General features: G+C 71.0%; 24 protein-coding genes and 1 tRNA gene. 13 read left to right on the top strand and 12 right to left on the bottom strand.

From position 1 onward, the window contains the following. Nucleotides 1-20: 20 nt before the first annotated feature. Nucleotides 21-1,913, bottom strand: coding sequence for an acyl-CoA dehydrogenase (locus tag DDE18_RS01285; protein WP_116570425.1), 1,893 nt, complete (start codon nt 1,911-1,913; stop codon nt 21-23). A 301-nt stretch (nt 1,914-2,214) separates the two neighbouring features. Between DDE18_RS01285 and DDE18_RS01290 the strand changes: the two genes are divergently transcribed. Together DDE18_RS01290 and DDE18_RS01295 are read left to right on the top strand one after the other, a co-directional pair. Beyond that, nucleotides 2,215-3,117, top strand: a complete 903-nt coding sequence (locus DDE18_RS01290) for a sulfite exporter TauE/SafE family protein (RefSeq protein WP_116570426.1) — start codon at nt 2,215-2,217, stop codon at nt 3,115-3,117. 60 nt (nt 3,118-3,177) lie between these two features. After that, a complete protein-coding gene (locus tag DDE18_RS01295; protein WP_116570427.1) occupies nt 3,178-3,636 on the top strand; it encodes an RrF2 family transcriptional regulator in 459 nt (152 codons plus the stop codon). A gap of 30 nt (nt 3,637-3,666) precedes the next feature. Here DDE18_RS01295 and DDE18_RS01300 read toward each other — a convergent pair whose 3' ends face one another. Further along, complete coding sequence (locus tag DDE18_RS01300) at nt 3,667-4,164, bottom strand: superoxide dismutase family protein (protein ID WP_116570428.1); 498 nt, start codon at nt 4,162-4,164, stop codon at nt 3,667-3,669. 136 nt (nt 4,165-4,300) lie between these two features. Here DDE18_RS01300 and DDE18_RS01305 point away from each other — a divergent pair, with 136 nt between their 5' ends. Genes DDE18_RS01305 through DDE18_RS01330 form a run of 6 tightly spaced genes read left to right on the top strand, consistent with a single transcriptional unit; the run spans nt 4,301 to nt 9,002 of the window. Further along, entirely contained in the window at nt 4,301-4,861 is a 561-nt protein-coding gene (locus tag DDE18_RS01305; RefSeq protein ID WP_211754357.1) for an RNA polymerase sigma factor, read from the top strand. Beyond that, complete coding sequence (locus DDE18_RS01310) at nt 4,858-5,673, top strand: zf-HC2 domain-containing protein (protein WP_116570429.1); 816 nt, start codon at nt 4,858-4,860, stop codon at nt 5,671-5,673. Before DDE18_RS01305 ends, DDE18_RS01310 begins: the two co-directional genes overlap by 4 nt. Next, on the top strand, nt 5,670-6,530 hold the full coding sequence (locus DDE18_RS01315; protein WP_116570430.1) for an ABC transporter ATP-binding protein: 861 nt from the start codon (nt 5,670-5,672) through the stop codon (nt 6,528-6,530). The genes DDE18_RS01310 and DDE18_RS01315 overlap by 4 nt, the downstream gene beginning before the upstream one ends. Then, nucleotides 6,527-7,087: a hypothetical protein gene (locus DDE18_RS01320; RefSeq protein WP_116570431.1), complete on the top strand. Its 561-nt coding sequence runs from the start codon at nt 6,527-6,529 to the stop codon at nt 7,085-7,087. The genes DDE18_RS01315 and DDE18_RS01320 overlap by 4 nt, the downstream gene beginning before the upstream one ends. After that, nucleotides 7,084-7,998, top strand: a complete 915-nt coding sequence (locus tag DDE18_RS01325; protein ID WP_133241119.1) for a hypothetical protein — start codon at nt 7,084-7,086, stop codon at nt 7,996-7,998. Before DDE18_RS01320 ends, DDE18_RS01325 begins: the two co-directional genes overlap by 4 nt. 23 nt (nt 7,999-8,021) lie before the next feature. Next, nucleotides 8,022-9,002 (top strand): nucleoside hydrolase, encoded by a 981-nt coding sequence (locus DDE18_RS01330; protein ID WP_165820970.1) that lies wholly within the window; start codon nt 8,022-8,024, stop codon nt 9,000-9,002. A 10-nt stretch (nt 9,003-9,012) separates the two neighbouring features. On the opposite strand, the gene DDE18_RS01335 is transcribed toward DDE18_RS01330, so the two are convergent. From DDE18_RS01335 to DDE18_RS01365, 7 genes are all read right to left on the bottom strand, one after another. Further along, entirely contained in the window at nt 9,013-9,615 is a 603-nt protein-coding gene (locus DDE18_RS01335; protein ID WP_116570434.1) for a hypothetical protein, read from the bottom strand. Nucleotides 9,616-9,687: 72 nt separating this feature from the next. Next, on the bottom strand, nt 9,688-10,320 hold the full coding sequence (locus tag DDE18_RS01340) for a DUF2461 domain-containing protein (RefSeq protein WP_116570435.1): 633 nt from the start codon (nt 10,318-10,320) through the stop codon (nt 9,688-9,690). 28 nt (nt 10,321-10,348) lie between these two features. Next, nucleotides 10,349-11,485, bottom strand: coding sequence for a hypothetical protein (locus DDE18_RS01345; RefSeq protein ID WP_116570436.1), 1,137 nt, complete (start codon nt 11,483-11,485; stop codon nt 10,349-10,351). Further along, the gene (locus tag DDE18_RS22730) at nt 11,485-12,804 is read right to left on the bottom strand and encodes a cysteine peptidase family C39 domain-containing protein (RefSeq protein WP_116570437.1); all 1,320 of its coding nucleotides are present in this window, start codon (nt 12,802-12,804) and stop codon (nt 11,485-11,487) included. Before DDE18_RS22730 ends, DDE18_RS01345 begins: the two co-directional genes overlap by 1 nt. Nucleotides 12,805-12,955: 151 nt before the next feature. Then, nucleotides 12,956-13,408 carry a methyltransferase family protein gene (locus tag DDE18_RS01355; RefSeq protein WP_165820971.1) on the bottom strand — a complete coding sequence of 151 codons (453 nt, stop codon included), beginning with the start codon at nt 13,406-13,408 and terminating at the stop codon, nt 12,956-12,958. Continuing rightward, the gene (locus DDE18_RS01360; protein WP_211754358.1) at nt 13,405-13,737 is read right to left on the bottom strand and encodes a hypothetical protein; all 333 of its coding nucleotides are present in this window, start codon (nt 13,735-13,737) and stop codon (nt 13,405-13,407) included. The genes DDE18_RS01355 and DDE18_RS01360 overlap by 4 nt, the downstream gene beginning before the upstream one ends. A 275-nt stretch (nt 13,738-14,012) precedes the next feature. Further along, nucleotides 14,013-14,306, bottom strand: a complete 294-nt coding sequence (locus tag DDE18_RS01365; RefSeq protein WP_116570438.1) for a hypothetical protein — start codon at nt 14,304-14,306, stop codon at nt 14,013-14,015. A gap of 289 nt (nt 14,307-14,595) precedes the next feature. On the opposite strand from DDE18_RS01365, the gene DDE18_RS01370 reads away from it, so the two are divergent. From DDE18_RS01370 to DDE18_RS01385, 4 genes are read left to right on the top strand one after another with little or no spacing between them, the layout of a single operon-like run. Beyond that, nucleotides 14,596-15,681, top strand: coding sequence for a sigma-70 family RNA polymerase sigma factor (locus DDE18_RS01370; RefSeq protein ID WP_211754359.1), 1,086 nt, complete (start codon nt 14,596-14,598; stop codon nt 15,679-15,681). Nucleotides 15,682-15,724: 43 nt separating this feature from the next. Continuing rightward, a complete protein-coding gene (locus DDE18_RS01375; protein ID WP_116570439.1) occupies nt 15,725-16,615 on the top strand; it encodes an STAS domain-containing protein in 891 nt (296 codons plus the stop codon). After that, a complete protein-coding gene (locus DDE18_RS01380) occupies nt 16,602-16,985 on the top strand; it encodes an STAS domain-containing protein (RefSeq protein WP_116570440.1) in 384 nt (127 codons plus the stop codon). Before DDE18_RS01375 ends, DDE18_RS01380 begins: the two co-directional genes overlap by 14 nt. A 34-nt stretch (nt 16,986-17,019) precedes the next feature. Beyond that, the gene (locus DDE18_RS01385) at nt 17,020-17,328 is read left to right on the top strand and encodes a phosphatase RsbU N-terminal domain-containing protein (protein WP_133241120.1); all 309 of its coding nucleotides are present in this window, start codon (nt 17,020-17,022) and stop codon (nt 17,326-17,328) included. Nucleotides 17,329-17,372: 44 nt separating this feature from the next. Here DDE18_RS01385 and DDE18_RS01390 read toward each other — a convergent pair. Next, nucleotides 17,373-17,448 (bottom strand) — tRNA-Gly (locus DDE18_RS01390). A 180-nt stretch (nt 17,449-17,628) separates the two neighbouring features. On the opposite strand from DDE18_RS01390, the gene dcd reads away from it, so the two are divergent. Continuing rightward, complete coding sequence (gene dcd, locus DDE18_RS01395) at nt 17,629-18,204, top strand: dCTP deaminase (RefSeq protein ID WP_165820972.1); 576 nt, start codon at nt 17,629-17,631, stop codon at nt 18,202-18,204. Here dcd and DDE18_RS01400 read toward each other — a convergent pair. After that, nucleotides 18,201-19,172 (bottom strand): UDP-glucuronic acid decarboxylase family protein, encoded by a 972-nt coding sequence (locus DDE18_RS01400; protein ID WP_116570443.1) that lies wholly within the window; start codon nt 19,170-19,172, stop codon nt 18,201-18,203. The genes dcd and DDE18_RS01400 overlap by 4 nt on opposite strands. A 68-nt stretch (nt 19,173-19,240) precedes the next feature. After that, a complete protein-coding gene (locus DDE18_RS22575) occupies nt 19,241-20,395 on the bottom strand; it encodes a glycosyltransferase (protein ID WP_165820973.1) in 1,155 nt (384 codons plus the stop codon). Nucleotides 20,396-20,467 lie beyond the last annotated feature (72 nt).

Consider the following 20,467-nt stretch of genomic DNA (forward strand, 5'->3'; position numbering starts at 1 on the left):
GACCAGCGAGGGCGGGTGGGTCAGAACGCAGCCTCGTCGAGGGCCATCAGGGAGTTGTCGACGGCCTCGGCGATGGCCCGCTCGGCCGTGATCCTCGGCAGGTTGGTCTGCGCGAAGAACTGGGCCGCGGCGATCTTGCCCTCGTAGAAGGCCTTGTCCTTGGCAGAGATCGAGGCGGCGTCGCCGGTCAGCTTCTCGAGCGCGACCTCGGCCTGGCGCAGCAGCAGCCAGCCGCAGATCAGGTCACCGAGCGCCATCAGCACGCGGGTCGTGTTGAGGCCGACCTTGTAGATGTGGGTGATCTCCTCCGCGGAGGCCATCAGGTCGTTGATCATGTGGCCGACGATCGCGTTGGCGTCCTCGAGCGCGGTGGCGAGCAGCGCGCGCTCGTTCTTGAGGCGGCCATCCCCCTCGGCAGAGCCGGCCCCTCCGGTGACGAACGCCTGGATCTCGGCGGCCAGGTGGCCCAGGGCGCGGCCCTGGTCCTTGACGATCTTGCGGAAGAAGAAGTCCTGGCCCTGGATCGCCGTGGTGCCCTCGTAGAGGGTGTCGATCTTGGCGTCGCGGACGTACTGCTCGACCGGATACTCCTGCAGGAAGCCGGAGCCACCGAAGGTCTGCAGCGACTCGGTGCCGAGCAGCACCCAGGAGCGCTCGGAGCCGTAGCCCTTGACGATCGGGAGGAGCAGGTCGTTGACCGCCTCGGCGAGCTTGACGTCGTCCCCCTCCTCGCCGGCGTGCCTGGCGAGCATGACCTTGTCCTGCCACGTCGCGGTGTAGAGCACCAGCGCGCGCATCGCCTCGGCGAAGGACTTCTGCGTCATCAGCGAGCGGCGCACGTCGGGGTGGTGGGTGATCGTGACGCGCGGGGCGGTCTTGTCGGCTGCCTGGGTCAGGTCGGCGCCCTGGACGCGCTCCTTGGCGTACTCCAGTGCGTTGAGGTAGCCGGTCGACAGGGTCGCGATGGCCTTGGTGCCGACCATCATCCGGGCGTTCTCGATGACCTGGAACATCTGCGCGATGCCGTCGTGCACCTCGCCCAGCAGCCAGCCCTTCGCGGGCTCGCCGCCGCCGACCTGCGGGTCGCCGAACGTGACCTCGCAGGTGTTGGAGACCCTGATGCCCATCTTGTGCTCGACGTTGGTGACGTAGACGCCGTTGCGCTCACCCGTGAGCTCGCCGCTTCGGAAGTCGAAGTGGATCTTCGGCACGATGAAGAGCGAGAGGCCCTTCGTGCCGGGGCCGCCGACGCCCTCGATGCCCTCGGGGCGGGCGAGGACGAGGTGGATGATGTTGTCGCACAGGTCCGACTCGGCGCTGGTGATGAAGCGCTTGACCCCGGTGATGTTCCAGGAGCCGTCCTCGTTGAGGGTGGCCTTGGTGCGGCCGGCACCGACGTCGGAGCCGGCGTCGGGCTCGGTCAGCACCATGGTGGTGTTCCAGCCGCGCTCGACGATGATCTGCGCGATGCGCTTGTCGCGGTCGTTGCCGTTGCGGTGCACGACGCCCGCGAAGGCCGGGCCCGCGGCGTACATCCAGATGGGGGCGTTGGCGCCGAGCACCATCTCGCCGATGGCCCAGTTGAGCGACGACGGGGCGAGGGTGCCGCCGAGCTCTTCGTCGATCTGGAGCCGCCAGTACTCCGCGTCCATCCAGGCCTGGTAGCTCTTCTTGAACGACTCGGGCACCGGAGCGGTGTGGGTCACGGGGTCGAAGACAGGCGGGTTGCGGTCGCTGTCGACGTACGACGCGGCCAGGTCCTCCCGCGCAAGGCGGTCCACCTCGGCGAGGATCTCGCGGGCGGTCGCGCCGTCGATCTCCGCGAACGGACCCGTGCCGAGGATCTCGTCCCGGCCGAGCACCTCGAAGAGGTTGAACTCGATGTCGCGCAGGTTGCTCTTGTAGTGGCTCACTGATCCACCTATCCGTTCCGACGGTGCCGGTCCTGGGGTCAGGCTCCGGTCCTCCTGGTTGGCCGGCCCGGGTGGGGCCGGGGCGGGAAGCGCAGTCCGCTACCCGCCAGTAACAAAATGATGCCTCCCGGACTGGCCGGATGCAAACACCAGGGCTGGTCCGGTGAGCCGCGTCACTGCTCCGAAGGAGCAAAGCCGTGAGCCCTCGACGTCCTGAGCGCGCCGACTTGACTCTCCCGGTTCTCGTAATGTCCACTTACACACTAGACATACAGACTTGGTGGACTAACTAAGGAAACACATGCGCAAGCTGCTCGTCCTCGGCTTCGTCGGACTCCTCGCCCAGCTGATCGACGGCTCCCTCGGCATGGCCTACGGCGTCACGTCCTCCACCCTGCTGCTCGCGGTGGGTGTCGCGCCGGCCGCGGCATCGGCTGCGGTGCACTTCTCCGAGATCGGTACGTCGCTCGTGTCCGGCGCCTCGCACCACAAGCTCGGCAACGTCGACTGGAGGACGGTGTCGATCCTGGCGGTCCCCGGCTTCGTCGGGGCCTTCGCCGGGGCGACGTTCCTGGCCAGCCTGCCCGGCGACGAAGCGAAGCCCTGGGTGGCCACCATCCTGCTGGCGCTGGGCGTCTACGTGATCTGGCGGTTCCTGATGCTGGGTGGCCGCCGGCCTGACTTCGCGGGCAGCCCGTCGCCGCTGTTCTTGGCGCCGATGGGCCTCTTCGGCGGCGCGCTGGACGCCATCGGCGGAGGCGGCTGGGGCCCGGTCGGGACCACCTCGCTGCTGTCGTCCGGGCGGCTCGAGCCGCGCAAGGTGATCGGCTCGATCGACACCTCGGAGTTCGTGGTGGCCGTGGGCGGCTCTCTGGGCTTCCTGCTGGCGCTGGGCAGCCAGGGCATCGACTGGGGCTACGCGCTGGCGCTCCTCGCGGGCGGCGTCGTCGCTGCCCCGATCGCCGCCTGGCTGGTGCGCCACCTCCCGGCGCGCGTGCTCGGCGTCGGCGCGGGCGGCCTGATCGTGCTCACCAACTCCAAGACCATCCTGGAGACGCTGGGCGCCACCGGCCTGCAGGTCGGCGTCGTGGCGGCCGTGGTGGCCGTGCTGTGGCTGACCGGCATCGCCTGGGCGGTCAAGCAGGAGTCGATCGCCGCGCGGCAGCGCGCGGAGGAGCCCGACCTCGAGCCCGCCCTCGGCTGACGGGGGCCACGGCGCGCCCGTGACGCGGCGAGCGTCGGGCCGGTCTGCCAGACTCGGGCCATGCGAGTCTCCGCCAAGTCCGACTACGCCCTCCGGGCGCTGATCGAGATTGCCACCCGTGACGACGGGTCGCCGGTGTCGGCCGAGCAGCTCGGCAAGGCCCAGCACATCCCGCACGGGTTCCTCCAGGCGATCCTCGCCGACATGCGCAAGGCCGACATCGTGGTGTCCCAGCGCGGGCAGTCCGGCGGCTGGCGGTTCGCGCGCCCTGCCTCGCAGGTGACCGTGGCTGACGTGATCCGTGCGGTCGACGGCCCGCTCGTCTCCGTCTACGGCCTGCGGCCCGAGGCGGTCGCCTACGGGGAGTCAGCCCAGGTGCTGCAGTACGTCTGGATCGCCGCGCGCCGCGCCCTGCGGGACGTCTTCGAGAAGGTCACCATCCAGCAGCTGGCCGACGGTGAGGTGCCCGAGTCGGTCGCGGCGCTCACCGCCGACGAGGACGCCTGGCAGCCGCACTGACCGGGGCCTCCCCGCACTGCGCCCTCCGGCTCACTCGCCGAACGCGACCGTCGTACAGGCCAGCCGTGCGCCCGCGCCGCCGTTCGTCGGGTTCGTCGGGTTCGCGTGGATGACCACCGAGCCGGCAGTTCCGGGAGCGAACTCCCACCCGACCGTCCGGGTCGCGACGCCGCGCCCGTCCGCGTCGGTCGTGATGTCGAGCCAGACCTCGCGCTGCTCCAGCGTGCCGGTGTGGCCCGGGTGCTGGTAGTGCCCGCCGGAGGCGAGCGGGTCGGTGCCGCAGAGCCCGGTGTGCACGTGGGCGCCGAAGGTCCGGTTCGGCGGCAGGCCCTCGGCCATCAGCCGCACGCGCGTGCTGTCGTCCTTCGACCAGGAGTGCACCTGCGTCGTCACGGCGGAGTACGCCGTGTCGTGCACGGCGTCGGGGCCGTGGCCGTGGTCGACCATCATCCGGTCGGCGGCCGCGACCACCGGAACGGCCAGGAGCACACCGGCGCCCGTGAGGGCCAGCGTCATCGTTCTGCGCATCTCTTCCTCCTCTACTCAGCTCCTGCCCACGCGGGCAGACACGAGTTGTGGCGCCGGACTGGCCATTCGGTTCACGGGGCGCCGGGATCAGCGCCACGATGGGGAACCGTTTGGCTCCCTCGGCACCACAAGGGATGTGACGACCATCGACCCTGCAGGCTCCTGGCCCGCGTCGGCGACCGACGCGGAGCTGATGGCTGCCGTCCGCGAGAGCGACCGGGGGGCCCTGCGGGAGCTCTTCCTGCGCCACGAGCCGTGGCTCGTCGCGCGGCTCACACGACGCTGCGCTGACAGCGCGATCGTGGACGAGGCGATCCAGGAGACCTTCCTCGTGCTCTGGCGCAAGCCCGGGAGCTGGCGCGGTGAGGGCGAGGTGGCGGCCTGGCTCTGGGGGATCGCCATCAGGTCACTGCTGCACCAGCTCAAGCCGCGGGCCAGCGTCGTCGACCGGCTGAGCGCGCTGCGCCGCGACGAGGAGGCAGTCTCCGCCGAGGAGCAGGTGCTCACCCGGGTCGAGTACAGCGACGTCGGCGACGCGCTGCACCGGCTCTCGCCGGAGCTGCGCGCCGTCGTCCAGGCCACCGTCCTCGACGGACTCAGCACCCGCGAGGCCGCCACGCTGCTGGGGATCCCCAGCGGCACCGTCAAGAGCCGGATGAGCCGCGCTCGCACCCAGCTCCGGGAGGCACTGCTGTGAACACCTGGCACGCCCAGCCCGCCGACCTCGCGGCGTACGTCGCAGGGGAGCAGGACCCCGTCCTCGCTGCCTCTCTCGAGGCCCACCTCGTCCGGTGCGCCGATTGTCGCGCCTCCCTGGCCCGCGCCGGCGCGGGGGAGCGCCGGGGGAGCGCCGACACCGAGCGCCGCTGGGCGGCGCTCACCGAGGTCGTCGACGCGCCGTCGCAGCACCACCTGGCCCGGCTCGGCGTCTCCACGCGACCGCTGCTCGGCGCCTGGCTCGCCGCCGTCCTGGGGCTCATCGCGGTGCCGCTGGTGCTCACCATGGTCGCCGGCACCCGGCTCGAGTCGATGGTCCTCGCCCTCGCGCCGATCGCTCCCGCGGTCGCGGTCGTGCTCGCGTACCGCGACTCGGCGGACCCCGCGGGAGAGATCTCGCTCGCCGCCCCCCGTGCGGGGCTGCGCGCGGTCTCGGCGCGGGCCCTCGTCGTCGGAGCAGGGGCGTTGCCGCTCGGGGTCGGCGCCGCCCTGGTGGCCGGCTTTCCGGTACACCTGGCCCTGTCGTGGCTGTTGCCGGGGCTGGCCCTGTCGGCCCTCGTGCTCCTCGCGGGCACCACGCGGCTCGATCCGGCGTGGGTGCTCGCCGTCCTCGGGTCCGCCTGGGCTCTCGTCGTCGGCCTGCCCGGAGCCTCGCGGCGGATCCCCGCGCGCGAGATGGCCGAGCTCCTCGCCACCCAGCCGGTCCAGCTGACGGCCCTCGCCGTCGCCGTACTCGCCCTCGGGCTCACGTTCACGCGGCGCGAGCGCGTCGCCTACAGGAGGTCAGCATGAGCACCACCGTCCTCACCTACGCCCGGGTCGCCGTGTCGGCACTCACCAAGACGTACGGCGCCAGGGTCGCCGTCGACGAGGTCGACCTGTCGTTGGGCAGCGGCATCATCGGCGTGCTGGGTCCCAACGGCGCAGGCAAGACGACCCTGCTGCGGATGCTCGCCACCGTGCTCGCACCCGACAAGGGCACGATCTCGCTGAACGGCCTCGACCCTCGCGTCCCCGCCGAGCGCGTCGAGATCCGCCGTCGGCTGGGGTTCCTCCCGCAGTCGAGCGAGCTCTACCCGAACTTCACGCCCCTCGAGCTCGTCGACTACGTCGCCGTGCTGAAGGAGCACACCGACCGTGACTGGCGACGCCGGGAGGCGACGCGCGTCCTGGAGGCGGTGGGCCTCGCGGACCGCATGCACCAGAAGATCAGGACTCTGTCGGGCGGCATGCAGCAGCGCGTCGCGCTCGCCGCCGCCCTGCTCGGCGATCCCGAGCTGCTGGTCCTCGACGAGCCGGCTACGGGCCTCGATCCGGAGCAGCGACTCGAGCTGCGGTCCCTCCTGGCGCGCAGCGCGGGCCGCGGCACGGTCATCCTCTCGACCCACAACACCGCCGAGGTGGCTGCGCTGTGCCAGCGCGTCCTCGTGATGCGGGAGGGGAGGATCTGCTTCACCGGCACTCCCGGCGAGCTGCGTGACCTCGCGGACGGCCGGGTCTGGGAGTCCGGCGGCGCCGACGCCACCGCGCTGCGGAGCTGGATGACGGCGGACGGGACGTTCCGCCACATCGGCGACCCGCCCGCCGGCGCGACCCACGTCGCCGCGACCCTCGACGACGGCTACCTCCTGAGCGGAGCAGGCCGATGATCGCCGTCCTGACCCAGGCAGTCCGGCCCACTGCGCGCACGATCGCGTGGCGGCCGGTCGCCGGCGTGGCCGCAGGCCTCGTGCTGCTGTCGGTGCTGCTTGTCGAGGAGGACCGCGCCCAGATGGTGATGGCGTGGCTCGGCGCCGCGGTGACCGCGTCCCTGCTGGTCGCCGCGATCCGCGACCGTGCGTCCCGGCTGCTGGCCGCCGTGCCGACGCCGCTGTCCGCCCGCCGGCTGCTGCGGCTGGCCATCGTCGCGCCTGTCCCGGTCGCCGTACTCGTGCTGGTCGTCGGGTTGCGGCAGCCGGACGGACCGCTGCCCCTCCTCGGTGACGTGACCGCGCTGACCCTGGCGGGGCTCGGAGTTGCGAGCTGGATGGCGGACGAGCGCGGGGTCGCATGGGGTGCCGGACTGCCGCTGGCCTGGGTGGCCGGCGCGCAGTTCGGCAACAGCTCGGCGGGCGCTGTGGGCGACGCGCTGCTCTGGTGGCACACGGACTCGCTGGTGGTCGGCGCCATCGCGGCGGGCTGTGTGCTCCTCGGGGCCCGACGATGAGCGCCGGTGCAGCTCTCGCCGTCGAGGTCCCGGTCCAAGCCTCGGCGCCTCGATGGCGAGTGGTCCGGGCGCTGGCGCGGCAGGAGGCCCGGCGTCACCTGCGCAGCCCGATGCTGCCGCTCGGGTTGGCGGGGTTCGTCTACCTCGCGTGGGTCACCAGGACGAGCGACGACTGGTCAGGGATCGAGTACGGCGGGATGCCGGGCGCGGGCGTCACCCTCTTTCTGGGCGTCTCCCTGCTGGTGGCGTCGAGCTTCCGCAGGGAACGGGCCGGTCTCGTCGAGGACGCGCCCACCGGCGAGACGACGCGTGCGACGGGCCGACTGCTGGGCGCGGGCGTGCTCGTGCTCGTCGTGGCCGCGGCGACCGCTGTACAGGTCATGGTCATGCGAGCCGGCGGCGGCGTCGACCTCGGCGATGAACCCGGCCGCACCCTGCATGCCCACCACACGCTGCCCGAGGTGCTCCAGCCGGTGTGCGTTGCCCTGGTCGCGGTCGCCCTCGGTGCGCTTCTCGGGCGCCGCGTGCAGCAGCGGGCCGCGACCACGATCGCGCTCTTCGCGTTCTGGTACCTCACGGCCGGCATCACCTGGCTCTTCCAGGCGGCACCGGTGCGCCCGTGGTCGATCGTCATGGTGCATCCCGTCGAGGTCCGGGTGGGACCGCATTCGGCCGATCCGCTCACCTTCCCCGAGGAGTGGCTGCTCTCGGCGCCCGACGCCTACGAGCCCTTCTGGGGGCGGCTGGTCGTCTCTCCCGAGCTGGCGACCGCGCATGACATGTGGCTGATCGGGCTGGCGTGCGTGCTGGTGGCGTTCGCCCTGCCCCGGCGGACGCGGGGTCGCCTCCTCGTGGTCGGCGGGATGGTCGCGGCCGTCGCCGTCATCGCCCAGTACGCGGTGGCGCCATGAGGATGCGGCGGCTGCGTCTGGCCGTGTCCAGTCTCGGGGTGTCGCTGGCAGTGGCCGGCTGCGCAGTGCCGTACGACGACGACGGCGAGCTGCTGGCCGGTGGCCGGCTGGCCTCTGCTCCGGTCAAGACGCACAGTGCCGTGCCTGTGGTCATCGACTCCGACCTCGCACCGGACGACCTCGCCGCGATCAGCTATCTGGTCCGGCATCCCGAGGTGCGGGTGGTCGGGGTCACGGTGCCGACCACGGGGATGGTCACGTGTCCCGCCGGCATCGCCCTGCTCGACGACCTCTTCACCGCGATCGAGGCGAAGCCGGTGCCCGTCGCCTGCGGCGAGGAGCCGCGCGGCGCAGCCGGCGTGCCCTTCCCGGCCTGGTGGGGGATCGGCAGCCTCACCGACAGCGGCCTCGAGCGCGGCGTGGGCGACGGCTCCACGCGGGTGAGCCGCCGCCCGGCTGGCCGATTCCTCGCCGACGCGGCGCGGCGGCACCCGGGGCTGCACGTCGTGGCGCTGGGCCCGCTCACCGAGGTCGCGGCACTGCTGAGGTCCGACCCCGACGCCTACGTGCGCCTTGCCGGCGTCACCACGATGGCCGGCATCGTCGAGGAGCCCGCGCAGGACTCCGACCTCGGTGTCGGCGAGTGGAACGCGGCAGCCGACCCGGAGGCCTTCGCCAGCGTGGTGGCGGGACCGGTGCCGGTGACCGTCGTTCCGCACGACCCGGTGCCGCCGGGCCGCCCCGCCGGCATGGCCGTGCCGGTCGTCGGGCACCTCGGCTTCGCGACCGACTTCGAGTCGCCGGCGTTCTGGGACCTGGCGACGGCGGCCCTCTTCACACTCCCCGTGGCCGCGCGGGCGGAGACGGGCACCTGGCGCGTCGACGTACGCGACGACCGTGGCCGGCTCACGCGCACCGGTGACGGAACGGTCCGGGTCGTGACGGCGCTCGACGCCGCCCGGCTCGACGACGCCTACCGCGCCGTCTTCGAGGCCCGGGACTGAGGGACCGTCCTCAGGCGGCGTCGATGCGGCCCAGCCGCTCCTTCAGGCCGCGGCGCTGCTTCTTGATCCTGGCCAGCTTGTCGTCGAGCTGGTGCTTCTCGTGCTCCAGCGCGAGCCGGGCGATCGCGTGGGTGAAGTCCTCGGGACCGGCGGCGGCGTCGAGGCTGAGGACGTGGATCCGGGCGTCCTTCTTGACGAACTTCGCCCAGTGGCCCACCAGCGTCGGGACCTGGTCGGCGTGCACGCCGTCAGGGGGCGTCACCACCAGGTGCAGCTGCAGCCCCACGAGGCCGTCGAGGGCGAGCGCCACCTGCTGGTAGTCGGCCTCGACGAAGCCGGGCTGGCTGATCACGACGTCGTGGCCCTTGCGGGCGGCCTTGAACGCCTTGCGGCAGACCTCGGCCCACGCTCCCTCGACGTCCTTGCGCTTGAGGCCCTCGGCCTTGTGCCGCCTCCGGATCTCGATGTCGGCACGGTCCAGGTCGGCCTGGTCGAGCTTCGGCACGGCCAGGCCCGCCTCGGCCGTGGCGGCGCTGTCGCGGAGCGCAGTGTGCGTCTCAGAGACGCCCGGGACGGCAGCCCCGATGTGCAGGAAGACCTTCTTCTTCGCCATGGGGGCACGGTCGCAGGCGCCGACGACGGCCCGGTGAACGCGAGTCGAACGCCCGCCTCGACGCGCTGGCGCTCACTCCCTGCCGTGCTCGGCGACCCACTCGACGAGCGGGCGCAGCGAGCGCCAGTCGGACCGGACCCGGTCGACGAGGCCGGGTCCGAGCGCGTCTTCCTCGAAGCCGTAGGGCCGGCCGACGAACAGCTGCTTGCGCCGCAGCAGGTCGATGCGCGGGTGGTCCTTGTCGTAGCCGCGCGGCGCGGTCCTGAGCTGGTCGCCGCCGATCTCCCAGCCCTCCACGGCGTAGGTCTCCAGATGGCGGGCCAGCTCGGTGCCCGTCCGCTCGTCTGCCATCGCCTCGCGGATCGCCGCCAGTCGCGGGCCGCCGGCCTCGTAGAAGCCGGCCCCGACGCGTACGCCGCGTGCCGAGAGCTCGACGTACCAGCCGGTCGCCGGGCCGGCGGCGACGAAGGCGCCCTGGTGGGTCTTGTAGGGGGTCTTGTCCTTGGCGAAGCGGACGTCGCGGTAGGGGCGGAAGACCTTGGCGCTGCCGAACTCCGGCTCCAGCTCGGCCACCAGCGCCCGCATCGGCGCCTCGACCGCCTCCTTGTAGACGCCCTTGTGGGCCTCCCAGAACGACTTGGTGTTGTCGACCTCGAGGTCGTCGTAGAAGTCCAGCGCGGCGACGGGGAATCCGGTGAAGCTCACCCGACCGACCCTAGCCGCGGGGCCTCGGTCAGGGGACCTCGGCGTAGACCTGCTCGTCGCCACCCTCGGCGAACGCGCTGAGAGTCAGCACGTGGCCCACACAGTCGGGTGGCGCCAGGAAGGCCTGGCCCTTGCCCCTCGTCTCGTAGACCGTCTCGAGGATTCCGTCCGACGTCCAGCGCATCAGTCGCGCCGGGTCGCCGGCCCCTCGCGGGTCGGCGGTGAAGTACGCCGAGTCGCCGCACGGCACGAGCGTGCCCGTCGTGCCCGGGCCCAGGTCGACCACGTCGCCGTCGTGGAGCGCGAAGAACCGGCCCTCCTCTTGGCGCCGCTCGTCGGCGACGGTCGACCAGATGGCGCCGGTGGCCGTGGCCGCGACGTCGCGGCCCGTGCACTCGGGCACCTCCGGCATCGGCGTGAAGGTCGCGCCGCCCCCGTCTTCGGCGTCCAGGTCGAGCAGGCCGAGCGTCCGGCAGGAGGCGGGGCGGCGGTCGTCGAAGGTCATCATCGCCAGGCCGTGCTCGCTGGTCGTGAGCCCGGAGAACCCGTGTCGCTCCTCGGCGCAGTAGCCGGTGAAGTCGCCGGGCTGCGACTCCGCCCGACCCGCGGGAGCCAGCGTGACCTCGGCGAGGCAGTAGGCGCCACCGGGGTCGTAGGTGCCGTAGAGGACGTGGCCGTCGTGCATCGCCCACGGTCCCGGTCCGGGCGGGGGCTGCTCGATCGGGTAGGTCTCGCCGGTATCGAGGTCCACCGCCGTCGCGGTGACCGCGGGCTCGGTGCGGCCTGTCTCGTCCGAGGCCACCACGACCGCCCAGTCGTCGTCCATCAGCACGTCGCTGACCCGCCGCGCCCCACCTGCCGGCACGACGACCTCCTGGTCGTCCCTGGTCAGGGTGACGCTGCCGCCCTGGCGCGCGGCGAGCGCGGTCCACTCGGCTCCGACGATCCGCCGGTCCATCGGGGAGTCGCCCGCGCGCTGCCAGTCGAGCAGGGCGGGCTCCGGCCCTGCCGTGCCCTGGGTGTTCTCTTCTGTGGGGCTCTCCTCAGACGTGGGGGACCCGCCCGGCTGCTGCGGCGCCACCTCCGGGTCGCCCGCGCACCCGGTCGCCAGCACCAGCAGCGCCGCCGCGATCGCCGTACTGCCCTGGTGAAGGTGCCGGGACATCACACGCCGAGGTTGTGCTGGAAGTGCGCCTGGTTGGCGCGGTAGGCCTTGTAGGCCGAGCGCCACTGGTTGCGCGGGATGAAGGGCTCCGAGGGGTCGAAGCGCGACTGGTCCCAGGGCTCGAAGTAGCCGAGCTGCGGGTTGCCGCCGGGATTCTGGTCGAAACCGCGGCCGACCTGGAAGTGGCCGGAGGCGTCGTCGTCGAGGTAGGGGAAGTAGCGCTTGAGCAGCACCGGGTGCAGCACCACGGGCGCCTGGTAGTCGTGGACGTGCTTCATCATCAGCAGCCACCACTGGTCGAAGGTGAAGTCGCCGATGTCGAGCACGACATAGCTGCCCGCGTGCTCCGGGCGGTCGAAGCCGGTGTTGTTGTTGACCACGCGGACCATGTCGGTGATCGAGGTGCCGGCCGTGGTCGTGTGCAGCCGCTCGGCCCACAGCGCCTGGCCCTGCCGGCGGTCGCGCCAGCCCCACGCGATCATCTGCATGGTCGCGGGCCCGCACCAGTAGTACTCCTTCTGCGGACGGACGTGCTTGTCCTTGAGGATCTTGAAGGCCTGGGGGTAGTCGGCCGGGGTCTTCACGGCCGGTGCGGCGGCGGGCACTGGGGCGGGCGCCGTCGCTGCTGCGGGGTCGGTGCCCGGCGTGGGGGTCGTGGCGGCCGCGGTGGTCGTGTCACGGGCCTGGACGGCGCGCGCCGGACGACCGAAGGCCTCGGGGTGCTCCTCGGCGAGGTCCGCCGGCAGCGGCACTCCCTGGATCTCGTGGCGTAGCAGCCAGACCTTCGCGACGGACCGCGCGGCGTCGGTGAGCTCGGCGCGCTCGGCGTCGGCGCGGGCGGCGGGGGTCATCCGGGCCAGGCGCTGCATCGCGGCCACCGGGTCGAGGTCCCCGGTGCGCTCACGGCCGCTCGGCGCCGGGCTGGCGAGGCGCGCGGCCACCTGCTGCTCGGTCTTCGTGGTCCAGCCGACCCCGAGGCAGTAGCGCTGCCCGTCGAAGGTCGCGCACCGCGCCGTGGCGGTGGCGAGACTGCGGGCGCTCGCGGTTGGGCTGACCCGCTGCCGCAGGCCGGCCGCGACGACCCGGTCGATCTCGGCCTGCATCTCCGGCGTCACCACGCCCCGTCCAGTGGCACCGCTGGGCAGCGGCCGGTCGGTCGGCTGGCCGGTGGGGGTGAGGGCCGGGCCTTCGCCGTTGCGATCCGGCAGGAGGTGCGCCGTGGCGACGACCAGGGTCAGCGCGCCGAGGGTCGCAGCGACAGCACGGCGGCGGCGGGAGCGGAGGAGACCAGCGGTCCGGGGAGCAGTGGATCGGAGCATCGGAGGGCCTCACGGGGGAAGACGGCGGTCGAGTCCCACTGTTCCCTTTGATCACAAAAGGCGCAAGTTTCCCACCAGTCACACGACTTTCCCCGGAGCGACACGCCGATGAATGACAGGCGTGTCATTCCGAGCGGCGTTTAGGAGCGGGTCACAGGTAGCGGCGGACCCGGGCCCGATAGGCGTCGTCGTACTCGCCTCCGAACCTCTCGTGGAGCCACCGTTCCTCCTTCAGCACCCACCGGTGCACCAACGCCGCGCTCACGGGGCAGGTCGCCAGCATCCAGCCGTTGCGGGTGACGCCGGCGAGGCCGAGATGGGCCGTCGTGAAGCCGAGGTAGATCGGGTTGCGGGAAAGCCCGTGCAAGCCTCCGGTGACCAGTGCTGCCGGCTCCTCCAGTGACCCTGGTCCCCGCTCCCGCCATGCGGCAAGGGCGACCAGGAGCCCGCTGCGAGCGAGCACTGAGCCGATGGGACGTGCCCACGCCGGGAGCCGCAGAGGGCGCACCTGCTGCACCAGCGCGGCTGTGAGAACACCGGTAATCGTCTCGGCCGGCAGCGGGATGTGGTCCGCCGCCGCCTGCAGCCTCCCTCGGCCGGTCACAGCTCCCCCTGCGACGCGGCTGCGGTCATCGGCACGGCCCTGGTCGCGCGGGGACGTCCGCAGCGAACGGCGCGAGAGCGCAGATACCAGTAGAGCATCAGCGCCGAGCTGGCCACGTAGAACGTGTGCAGGAGCCAGATGGGTCCGGGTGGCAGGTGAAAGACGTAGACGGAGTGCACCGCGTTGCCGACGTTGGCCAGGGCGATGTTGCCGAGGCTGTACGACGACAGGTCGCGCGTGCGGCGCGCCTTGTGCAGCATCGGCAGCGTGCTGCCGGCGAAAACGGCCGTGGAGACCATTCCCGCGAGGATCGGCAGCGTCGCATCCATGCCTCGACGGTATGCGCCCGACCCGTCGCAGGCATCGGATGAACGACGCATTCCCCTCCGCGACACGATGGGACGAACGATCCATGGCCCGTCATCACTGACCTGGTCGGAAGGACTGGAGCGGATGACGAGACTCGAACTCGCGACATCGACCTTGGGAAATGCGAGTCGTACTGGCGCAGCATCGACGCGATGCTCGCCTGACGATCTCGTCTGGGGTGGTGACCGACCCGCCCCGGAGGGGGGCTAACCAGGACGGGTCGGCGGCTCGTGGGTCAGTTCTGCTCGATGGTGACCGGTCCCTGGTCGGTCTCGCAGGCGGTGCGGGTTGCGCCGCTGCGGTCGACGGCCCGGCCCAGCACGGCCACGGGGCCGACCTTGACCCCGCAGACCTGGGCGGCGACCTGGGCGGCGATCCCGATGTTGACGTCCTCGAGAATGGTCACGTCACCCACGGCCACGTTGACCAGCCCGTCCTGGACGACCTGGGCCTGCGCGGGGGTGGCCAGAGCGACGGAACAGGCGATGGCGGATACGGCGGCTACGCCACCGGAACGAAGGATGCGCATGGGACTTGCCTTTCGTCGGACGCGGCTCTCCTGGTGAGGACCACTTGCCCCCATGACCCCGCTCGCGGTCCCGGATGATGCGGCCCACGGGGCGGCGATGAGGCCGGCGACGCCGGCTCTGCGCTCCGGCCACACGCCCACCCGGCGACGTCCCCGCGTGATGCGTCGGTTGCTCGCGAGTCACAAGAACAGGGGACATGTGCGCCGGACCTACCTGAGGGCCATCAGCGCGTGCCACCATCGGAGGTGTGACGTGCGTCTCAGCGCGGGCGGATTGCGGAGGTGGCCGGTGAACGGGGCTCCCCGGGTCCGTAACGCCGCGGGGACCCACCACGACGAGGACCTGGTGAACCTCGAGCCGATGGTGCGGCGCGTCGTGGGCGCCCGGGTCAAGGACCCCCACGCCGTGGACGACCTCGTGCAGGAGACGCTGGCGCGCGTCGTCGCCGCCCGCTCGCGCATCGAGGCGGACTCCCTGCCCCAGTACGCCGCAGTGACGGCGCGCAACCTGGTGGCGTCGATGGCGACGCGCAGCATCCGGGCTCGTGAGCGCTCGCACCTCCTGGTCGACGACCCCGAGGACGAGGACGCCCCCGTCGCGGACGTCCTGCTGCGCGAGGAACGCCACATCGTCATGACGGCGCTGGCGAAGCTCCCCGACGCCGATCGCCTTCTGCTGCTGGCCCACGAGGTGGAGGGACAGGACACCGCGACGATCGCCTCCGGCAACGGCTCCACACCGGGAGCCGTGGCGGCGCGGCTCTTCCGGGCGCGCGCCAACCTGAGGGTGGAATACCTGTTCGCCGCCGAGCAGCTCGAGCCGCCGACGGATCGGTGCCGACCGGTGCTGCGCGCCATCTCGAGCGCGGATCGCAGGCGGCAGCAGGACCTGGACGCGGCGGGACACCTGCTCCGCTGCACGACCTGCGCCCGCCTCAGGGCCCTGTTGGGCGCCCGTCGGGGTGAGCAGGACGAGGAGGGCGTGGTTCGGGTGCCCGTCGCCCGGGACGCCGACGTCGTCCTAGCCAGGCAGAAGGCACGCGAGGTCGCCGCGGAGGTGGGCTTTTCGGCCACGGACATGACGCTCGTCGCCACCGCGATCTCCGAAGTGACGCGCAACATCGTGAAGTTCGCCGAGCGCGGGGAGGTGGTGCTCACCCTGATTCGCCACGAGCACCGCCAGGGAATCCACGTGGTCGCCCGCGACGTGGGTCCGGGCATCGAGGACCCGGAGGAGGCGATGCGCGACGGCTTCAGCACCTGCCAAGGGTTCGGGCTGGGCCTCCCGGGGGCCAAGCGGCTGATGGACCACTTCGAGCTCACGTCCAACGCCGGGGAAGGCACCACGGTGACGATGGAGAAGTGGTTGCCGTGACGTCGACCGGGCACAGCCAACCGAGCACGAGAGGGACACCGACATGACCTACGAGAACACGATCGCCGAGGCGTCGACCCTTCCCCGCAGAGAGGGCGATGCACTGCTGCCAGAGCTCGTCGCACATCTCAATGACCACCGGACCGACCTGAGGCAGCGGTGGGCCGAACGCATCACCGAGGCGCACCTCCTCTCGAGCATGACTCCCCAGGAGGTCTTCTCCGAGGCGACGTCGGTCTACGACAACTACGTGGAGGCGCTGGAGACGGGCAGCGTCCAGGCACTCCAGCACTATGCGCGGGACCTGTCCGAACGCATCATCCCGCGGGGGGTCGAGACCCACGAGGTCGTGGGGATCGTCCTGCTGCTCCGCGACGTGCTGGCGCGATCGCTCTTCACCAAGTACCGGGACGACTTCGAGCTGCTCAATCGCGTGCTGGACGCCTACGAACCAGCCGCGAACCGCATCGCCAACACCGTGGCGGTCAGCTTCGTGGAGGAACGCGAGCGCGTCATCCGGCAGCAGCAGGACGCTCTCCTGGAGCTGTCCACCCCCGTGCTGCAGGTCCGGGAGCGACTCCTCATCCTGCCGATCATCGGGATCATGGACGCCCGCCGGGCCCAGCAGCTCACCGAGCAACTGCTGCACGGCATCCGCGCGCACCGCGCCAAGCTGGTGGTCATCGACATCACCGGGGTGCCGCAGGTCGACGAGGCAGTCGCCAACTCGCTGGTCAACACGGTCACGGCGTCGCGCCTGATGGGTGCGGACGTGATCATCACCGGGCTCTCGTCCGACATCGCCCAGACGCTGGTGACCATTGGCGTCGATCTCACGAAGATGCACACCGTGGGTGATCTCCAGGGCGGCATCGAGGAGGCCGAGCGGCAGCTGGGCTTCCGGGTCTCGAAGGCGACCGATGAAGATCGATGAGGGCCCGAGCCGGGCCCGCGCGCCCGTCCCGGCCTCGATCCTGTCGCAGGGCACGAACCTGATCGTCTCGATCCACACCGCGCTCGACGACGAACAGCTCATGCTGCTGCAGCGCGACCTGCTCGACCGCGTCGGTCGCCAGCGCGCGAAGGGCATCCTCATCGACGTCGCAGCCCTCGACGTTCTCGACTCCTTCGCGATCCGGACCCTCGCCGACCTGGCGTACATGGCCCAGCTGCGGGGGGCCGAGACCGTGGTGGTCGGCATCTCGCCCGAGGTGGCCATGGCGATGGTCCGACTGGCCGTGGAGATGCCCTTGATGCGCACCGCCCTGGACCTCGAGGAGGGACTTCAGTGCCTGACGTCGTGACTACGCGGGTCCGGGCACTCGGAGGCCCGACGTGGTGCACGACGCCGTAAGCCGGCTGCGGCTCGACTACGCCCCCGTCATGCTGCGACACCTGAGCCAGCAGGACGAGTCGGGGCTGCAATCGGCGTACGAGCTGGGCCGCGGAGCGATGCGGGACTCGGTCGGCCTCCTGGAGGTCGTCCGCGTGCACAACGAGGTGTTCCTCGAGGTCCACGCGTCGTCCCGTGACCTCGAGGAGGCTCGGAGGACCGCCCGCGCCGCCGCGGCCCTGCTCCTCGAGCTGGTCGCCGCGTTCGAGATGACCCAACGAGGCTTCATGGAGGGCCGACCCGCGCCGGAGTGACCGGGCATCCGTCGTCAGACCGGGGCCTGTCCTGCCGTGTTGCTTGGAGCGGATGACGAGACTCGAACTCGCGACATCGACCTTGGGAAGGTCGCGCTCTACCAACTGAGCTACATCCGCATGCCGTCGAGAAGACGGCGAGGGAATGCTACCCGACGTCGGCTGCCGATCCAGCCCCGGCCGCGATGGGGCGAGTGTCGGCCGCTTGGGCTGGACGCCGTCGCCGGACGAGCGACCGGTGACCCGAAGCATGGTGGCCTGGCGCTTCGTACGCCGCGGCGCTGGGCTAGGTTGGCCCCCGTGCTCCTCTCCGACCGCGACATCCTCGGCGAGATCGACGCCGGGCGGATCGCCCTCGATCCCTGGCATCCCGAGATGCTGCAGCCGTCGAGCATCGACGTGCGCCTCGACCGGTTCTTCCGGGTCTTCGAGAACCATCGCTATCCCCACATCGACCCGGCCGCCGACCAGTCGGACCTGACCCGCGAGGTCGAGCCGGAGGGCGACGAGCCGTTCATCCTGCACCCGGGGGAGTTCGTGCTGGGCTCGACGTACGAGGTCGTCAGCCTGCCCGACGACATCGCCGCCCGCGTCGAAGGCAAGTCGTCGCTCGGTCGGCTCGGGCTGCTCACCCACGCGACGGCCGGGTTCGTCGACCCCGGCTTCTCCGGGCACGTGACGCTGGAGCTCGCCAACGTCGCGACCCTGCCGATCAAGCTCTACCCCGGCATGAAGATCGGCCAGTTCTGCTTCTTCCGGCTCACGTCACCGAGCGAGCACCCCTACGGCTCGACGAAGTACGGCTCGCGCTACCAGGGCCAGCGCGGCCCGACGCCCAGCCGGTCGTACCAGAACTTCCACCGCACCGACATCTAGACGTCCGAACCGCGGAAGTACTCGATCGTGTGCTTGAGGCCCTCGTCGAGGTCGGTCACCGGCCTCCAGTCAAGGACTTCCTCGGCAAGTGAGATGTCCGGCTGGCGCTGCACCGGGTCGTCAGCAGGGAGGGGCCGGTGCTCGATCGCACCGTCGGACCCGACCATGGAGATCACCTTCTCCGCGAGCTCCAGCATCGTGAACTCGCCGGGGTTGCCCAGGTTCACCGGACCGGTGAAGTCGGCCGGAGTCTCCATCAGGCGGATCAGGGCTTCGACGAGGTCGTCGACGTAGCAGAAGGAGCGCGTCTGGCTGCCGTCACCGAAGATCGTCAACGGCTCGCCTTGCAGGGCCTGGACGATGAAGTTCGAGACCACCCGGCCGTCGTCCGGTCGCATCCGTGGGCCGTAGGTGTTGAAGATCCGGGCGACCTTGATCTCGAGATCGTGCTGGCGCCAGTAGTCGAAGAAGAGCGTCTCCGCGCACCGCTTGCCCTCGTCGTAGCAGGAGCGGATGCCGATGGGGTTCACGTTCCCCCAGTAGGACTCCACCTGCGGGTGGACCGTCGGGTCGCCGTACACCTCCGACGTCGAGGCGAGCAGGATCCGGGCGTTCGTCCGCTTCGCCAGGCCGAGCATGTTGATCGAGCCGTGCACGGACGTCTTGGTCGTCTGCACGGGGTCGCGCTGGTAGAAGATCGGAGACGCCGGGCACGCCAGGTGGTAGATCTGGTCGACCTCCACGTACAGCGGGAACGTGACGTCGTGGCGGATGAACTCGAAGTTCGGGTGGTCCGCAAACTCGCGCATGTTGTCGCGAGCACCCGAGTAGAGGTTGTCGGCGACCAGCACGTCGTGGCCCAGGTCCAGCAGCCGGCGAGTGAGATGCGAACCAATGAATCCCGCGCCGCCCGTGACGAGCACGCGCTGCCGGACTGCACGGGTGAAGCGGGGATCGGAAGCCAACATGGGTGCGATCCTCCCATGTGGCCGGCAAACCAAGGTCTACCGGTCCGCCCCCTCGGGTTCGGTGGGGGTCAGACGTCGATCCCCAGTGAAGGGAGCGCCCTGCTGAACATGCTCCCCCAGTCGAACTCCCGGCCGTAGTCGAGCGCGAGCTTGTGTCGTCGTTCCCATTCGCGTTCGTCGGTGAGCAACCGTTCGATCCCTGCTGCGAAGGCCTCCGGCGTGCTGGCGAGGACTTCGGCGCCCCCCTGCTCGGCCAGCTCACGCGCATTCGGCGGGACGTCGGTCAGGAGGATCGGCAGGCCTGCGGAGAGGTAGTTCTTGAGCTTGCCGGGGTCAGCGAAGCGGCTCAGTGAGTTCTCGTCCTCCTCGTACGGCGCGAGGGCGATCGAGCCACCGGCGAGCAAGCGCGTCACGTCCGCGAAGTCCTCGACATATCCGTGAACCCGGACAACCTTGCCGAGGTCGGACGATGCGACTCGCTCACGGATGGCGGGGAGGAGCGGCCCGCCGCCGAGGATGTCCGCCCTGAAGTCGACCCCGCGATCACGAAGCAGGCGCAGAGCACCGAGCATCGTCGGGAGCCCCATGCGTTCGACCATGTGTCCGAGGAAGACCACGCGCCGGGCCGCAAAGCCTGCAGACTTCGGAGAAGCTGACGTCCAGGAACCCATCGGGACCAGGACAGCAGGATGATCCTCGAGGGACATGTCGTATGCCTCTGCGCGGCCCTCTGCTGCCGCACGGGACAGTTCGACTCTGCCATCTGCCGACACACAGCATCGGCGGTCGAGGCGCTCGTAGATGCCGGTGAGTGCACCGCCCCCGAACCGTCTCGGCGTGAAATCGATGTTCCAGTGGACGACACGGTTGACGCGCCCGAAGCGCCGTCGCACCAATCCCTGGGCACTGGCCAGACAGTTGAACCCCACCCATACGTCGGCTCGTGATAGCCGGAGCGGTGAAATCGGGTCCAAGGCGTAGGTGAGCGGCGGACGATTCGGGCGGTGTAGCGACTTCTGAGACGTCAGGACGCCGCGTTCGTAGCGGACGACGGTGTGGGTTGGCGGGCCGTCGAGGCTGAACGGATGGCTGACAAACGTGACCGAACGGGCACCGCCCTCGTTCAGGAACCGGACGAGTGGTTGTGCTGGACCCTCCGCCACCCCGGCCCAGACGACGACGAAGGATCCATCCCGAACGGACGATCGCCGGCGCTGCGTCACCGAAGATCTCCGGCGCCAAGGCCGCCGCCACCCCGTGGCGTTGCGGTCCCTCGGACCGACCGGGGTAGCATC

Origin of the sequence: Nocardioides gansuensis, assembly GCF_003076135.1 — a bacterium.
In the GTDB taxonomy this organism is placed as follows: domain Bacteria; phylum Actinomycetota; class Actinomycetes; order Propionibacteriales; family Nocardioidaceae; genus Nocardioides; species Nocardioides gansuensis.